This is a genomic window from Nostoc sp. (assembly GCF_036917615.1).
In the GTDB taxonomy this organism is placed as follows: Bacteria; Cyanobacteriota; Cyanobacteriia; order Cyanobacteriales; family Nostocaceae; genus Nostoc.
The window spans coordinates 1-4,485 of the sequence record NZ_JBALCZ010000042.1; the positions used below are offsets into that span (position 1 = coordinate 1).

Sequence of the window (4,485 nt, forward strand, 5' to 3'; positions counted from 1 at the left end):
AGCTAAGAACATCGGGAGCCGTGTACACGGAAACGGGTACGCACGGATCTAACTGAGAGGTGCGGGGAATAATATCCCCCATCGACTCAACCAAACGCGCGGGTAATTGCCCTTGGTAAAAGTTTAGTTACAGGTCGTAACTTCAATCTGGTTGTAGCGATCGAGCATCATCAAGATGAACAGGGGAATATACTAGGACGAGCAGTAGCTAACTCCAGCTTCCATCATTTAGTAGATTACAACTGGGATATTAACAAAGGCTGTCCCACTTTTGTAGATGAGCCACCAGGAGATGGCATGAAAAAACAGCCACGCGCCTTAGAAGATATCAAAACCTATGTGCGTAACGTCGCTTTCTGGCTAGCAAATTGATTTGAATTGAGGCATTTCCCCGTAAGACTAGTACAGCACGACCCAAATCCAGCCACCGTCTCAATTAACCAGACAAGGAGCAAACGAGGGGCTTAGGCCCCTTGTTATTTCTCTGGTTCCCAGCCTCTGGCGAATGCCGATTGTGACGCTCCGCCTCCAAAATTCGCGGCAGCAGCCCAATGAGGTGCATTCCCTTCTTATACCTGGAAACGAGAGTTTTCTCTCGTATTTTGGCTGAAGTTGACACACATGGATACGCCTAAATTGGTACAGGGGAGGAAGGAAGTCTAACTTGAGGCACATTCCCCCGTGAGACTAGAAACCTGAGCTAACCCGGAGTACTGGGTATATATAGTGGCGGTTAGTTCACGTTTCCCCACCAACCACTACATCTCGAATTCGCAGACTAGGGCCACCACAACCCACTGACAAGCCGTTTTGCCCTCCCTTACCACAACCGCCGGATTCATCCCAGTAAAAATCATCACCAATTGCCTCAATATCCGCTAAAGTTTGGAATACATTTCCCGAAAGCGTTACATCCCGCACAGGTTCAGCAATTTTGCCGTTCCTAATCATCCACGCTTCCCCAGCACTAAAAGTAAACATTTCCCCATTCGTCATCCCACCCAACCAATTACGGGCATAAACTCCTTCTTTGATATCGGTGAATAAGTCTTCGACTGGTGTTTTACCCCGTTCAATCCAGGTATTTGTCATCCGCACAATCGGAGTAAAGTGATAGTTGAGACAGCGGGCGTTACCCGTAGGCGCTTCCTCCAATTTGCCAGCGGTTTCACGAGAATGTAAACGTCCAACTAAAACTCCATCTTTAATTAGTTGAGTAGTAGTGGCAGGCGTGCCTTCATCGTCGTAAAAATAGCTACCGCGATGTCCCTCTGGGGCAGCACCATCAAAAATTTGGAGTTCTTCTGGGCCAAACCGCCGTCCAATGGTCATGACTTCCAGCAGATCGGGGTTTTCGTAAGCCATATCTGCCTCAGAAAGATGTCCGAAGGCTTCGTGGACAAATAAACCTGTGAGAATTGGGTCAATGACTACGCTGTAGGTATTGCCTTTCACTGATGGCAGAGATAAAGCTGCGATCGCTCTTTGAGCAGCACTTGTGACCTGTTCATCCAAATCACTTAAATCTTCGTAAGCTTTCCGAGAGCCAGTAGTTTCCCGTCCAGTTTGTACGGTTTCGCCATTTCTGGCGGTAGCGGCAAAGCGCATTTCCATATCCACCCAAGATTGCTCGATCAAAGTCCCTTCTGAGGTAGCAATGATCACTTTTTGGGCGCTGTCACCGTAACGCACCGAGGTAGTGGTAATCCGGCGATCAACGCTTTTGAGCAATTGGGCATAGCGATCGCACAATTGTTTTTTCTTCGAGAGTGGGATTTTTCGGGGGTCGGTGCCTTTTAGGGGTAGAATGCATACTGCTTGCACCGGGTCAATGGGTGCAAGTAAAGTTTCTTCATCACCAACCATCCGCGCAGCAGCGATCGCTTCTTCTATACGATCCTTAATTGTCGCCAGCTGATTAAAGCAGCTCAACCCCCATCCACCTTTATAACAAGCGCGAATATGTCCACCAATGGAGATGCCTTCACTGAGGGTTTCTACCTTGTCGCCACGCAACAAGATATCAGTTCCTTCTGCTTCTTCAAGGCGAATCATCAGATAATCTACACGCTCTGAGTAGCGGGCGATGAGGTCAGAAAGTAAATTTTGGGCGTCAGCAAGTGTAGTCGGCATTTCCAGGTAGTAACAATGACGAACTGCATTTATTTTGCAATTATTTGGGGAATTTCTGCTACTCAATGTCGGAGTTCCCCCATGAATCGCTGACCTAGAAGACGGGGGACTAGGGACTAAACTCTTCTTGATACCCAATCTTGCGCGTAGCGCTCTGACTCTTAGTACTTCCTTTTTTACGGTGGGTAAGAACTGAATGATGTGCTAAGGTAATTAGGTGAGAATAAAATTCGGTTACAGTGTTTGTTTTTAGTATTGACAGGCTTTTCCCTTTTGGTCTTAACAAGCTTGTCTCCGAAATCTAAATCTCTACACACCTATGATTTTGGAGATAACGCATGTCAATTTATGTAGGTAATTTATCCTACGAGGTCACACAAGAAGACCTCACTTCTGTTTTTGCCGAACATGGTTCTGTAAAACGAGTTCAGTTACCTACTGACCGTGAAACAGGACGCCCACGCGGCTTTGCTTTTGTAGAGATGGGTACAGAAGCTGAAGAAACCGCTGCCATTGATGCTCTTGATGGAGCTGAATGGATGGGACGCGACCTCAAAGTAAATAAGGCTAAACCTAAGGAAGATAGAGGTGGTTCCTTTGGTGGTGATCGTCGCGGCAACAGTGGTGGTGGCGGTGGATACAATCGAGGACGCTACTAAGCTTTAAGATAAAAAATTCAGTTTTAAAACGTCTAAAGGGCAGAATCATTATCTGCCCTTTTTGCGCTCCGGTCTACTGGATAGCTTAAAATTGCCCAGTACCAATTAAGTAGGAGATGAAAATGACCCAAGTATTTGTGGGCGAAAATGAAGGAATTGAGTCAGCCTTACGTCGATTTAAGAGAGAAGTTTCCAAAGCAGGTATTTTTCCAGACATGAGAAAGCATCGTCACTTTGAAACGCCTTTGGAAAAACACAAGCGCAAAGAAGTCGCAAGGCACAAGCAACGTAAGAGAAATTTTCGTCGCAATTGAGAACAAGCGATCGCATCTCATTAGATTCTTAGCTGTCGAAGAGGCGATCGCTGTATTCCTGCATGTGAATCTAAAGGGTAGGTTTTGGGAAAGCCATTACTGATTATGGGATTGGCAATATAAATAACGGTGTGTCCCCCATCTGACAAAAAACTTATTATCGTTACTTCTAGCGTGGCGATCGCTACCCTGAATTTACTATATTTGGCTGAAGAATTTATATTTGGGATTCCCTTAGTAGTCAATAAGATTTTTGAAGGGTCTGTCTTGGAAAGTTGAGCCAGGACTTTGGGCGGGTAATGCTCGGCTTGTACTCCTACTCCTGACGCAGAAGGGTAGAAAGTAGCGTGAAAACCCCTAATTTGGCGGACTGCTGAGATGAAGATTGGGCATACATCCACTCCCAACAGCGATCGCAGTTTATGAGACCTGTCCTAAAATTTACAAGCCAGTCTATGCAAAGCTTTGAGAGTCAGCTTTGATATCTTCATAGAAACGTACTAATCAGGGTTAGAGATAGTTAGTGATAGTTTAGCCCAACAAATATAGGCTCTCTCTATCTTTTTAAACAGAGTAATTATCACTTTTGATTAAGTTGGCAAAACTAAAGTGCCAATTCTTAATATAACGAACCTATAAACAGTAATAATTATCTGGTCGTATACGTGAGAATGAAGTACGAAATATTTCAAACGCAATGCTAAAAATTTTGATGAATTTAATCATATATTCAACAAAAATTCGATTACGATAAAACACTTTATCTCCTGCCTTTTGCTGGGGAGTTAATACCCGATTACGAGGTTTATTCTGAAGAGTAAAAATATTATTATTACCAATATAGGCTTTTTCACCTTACTTAATTATTGCCAATATTTACTTAGCAGTCAAATCAACTATACAATGATTAATCTAGCAGAACATTTGGACAATATTGTTCAGGAGGTAAATCTTGGTTTAGCGCTCGCAAGATCATCCTTTTTTGCATAAGTGGGTTGACTCTTCTTCCAACTCAGTTCTGACAAATGTAAAAAGTGATAGTAACTCTGTTTTGACTCAAATATGACATCATAGCTTTGCTGTACGTGTTCAGCAACTTCTTCTACACTTTCCACCATTTGAACTGCCAGCCCAGGCAGTTGTTATGAGTGTTTCCTTTGTTGCTCTGACAAATTCTGTGAGTAAATCTATCTTTATCAATTTTGATTTTACCTATCTTCTATTCAGACTATTCTATCCTCTGACTCTTCACAACCTATTTAGGATTGCTATAGGAGAGCTAATTTATTTTAGGAATAGGTTGCAGGAATAACAAAACCCTGCTCAAATGGTAATGAGGAGGGTTTTTGTAGAATTAAGATACCTGGCATCGAGCTATT

4 protein-coding genes and 1 pseudogene are annotated in these 4,485 nt (G+C 43.6%); 3 read left to right on the forward strand and 2 right to left on the reverse strand.

All coding sequences use genetic code 11. The features are described 5' to 3' along the window. Nucleotides 1–78: 78 nt before the first annotated feature. Nucleotides 79–372 (forward strand): annotated as a pseudogene (locus tag V7K85_RS14695) (hypothetical protein); the annotation flags it as partial. Between the two features lie 366 nt (nucleotides 373–738). Here V7K85_RS14695 and V7K85_RS14700 read toward each other — a convergent pair. Next, nucleotides 739–2,133 carry a TldD/PmbA family protein gene (locus V7K85_RS14700; protein ID WP_334814383.1) on the reverse strand — a complete coding sequence of 465 codons (1,395 nt, stop codon included), beginning with the start codon at nucleotides 2,131–2,133 and terminating at the stop codon, nucleotides 739–741. 338 nt (nucleotides 2,134–2,471) lie between these two features. On the opposite strand from V7K85_RS14700, the gene V7K85_RS14705 reads away from it, so the two are divergent. Then, nucleotides 2,472–2,792, forward strand: a complete 321-nt coding sequence (locus V7K85_RS14705) for an RNA recognition motif domain-containing protein (protein WP_334814384.1) — start codon at nucleotides 2,472–2,474, stop codon at nucleotides 2,790–2,792. Nucleotides 2,793–2,914: 122 nt separating this feature from the next. Next, nucleotides 2,915–3,106, forward strand: coding sequence for a 30S ribosomal protein S21 (gene rpsU / locus V7K85_RS14710; protein ID WP_094333031.1), 192 nt, complete (start codon nucleotides 2,915–2,917; stop codon nucleotides 3,104–3,106). Nucleotides 3,107–3,126: 20 nt separating this feature from the next. On the opposite strand, the gene V7K85_RS14715 is transcribed toward rpsU, so the two are convergent. Next, on the reverse strand, nucleotides 3,127–3,507 hold the full coding sequence (locus V7K85_RS14715) for a hypothetical protein (RefSeq protein WP_334814385.1): 381 nt from the start codon (nucleotides 3,505–3,507) through the stop codon (nucleotides 3,127–3,129). Nucleotides 3,508–4,485 lie beyond the last annotated feature (978 nt).

Coding starts and splice junctions, on each gene's coding strand:
- V7K85_RS14700 (WP_334814383.1), bottom strand. CDS start 2,133: ATGCCGACTACACTTGCTGACGCCCAAAATTTACTTTCTGACCTCATC.
- V7K85_RS14705 (WP_334814384.1), top strand. CDS start 2,472: ATGTCAATTTATGTAGGTAATTTATCCTACGAGGTCACACAAGAAGAC.
- rpsU (WP_094333031.1), top strand. CDS start 2,915: ATGACCCAAGTATTTGTGGGCGAAAATGAAGGAATTGAGTCAGCCTTA.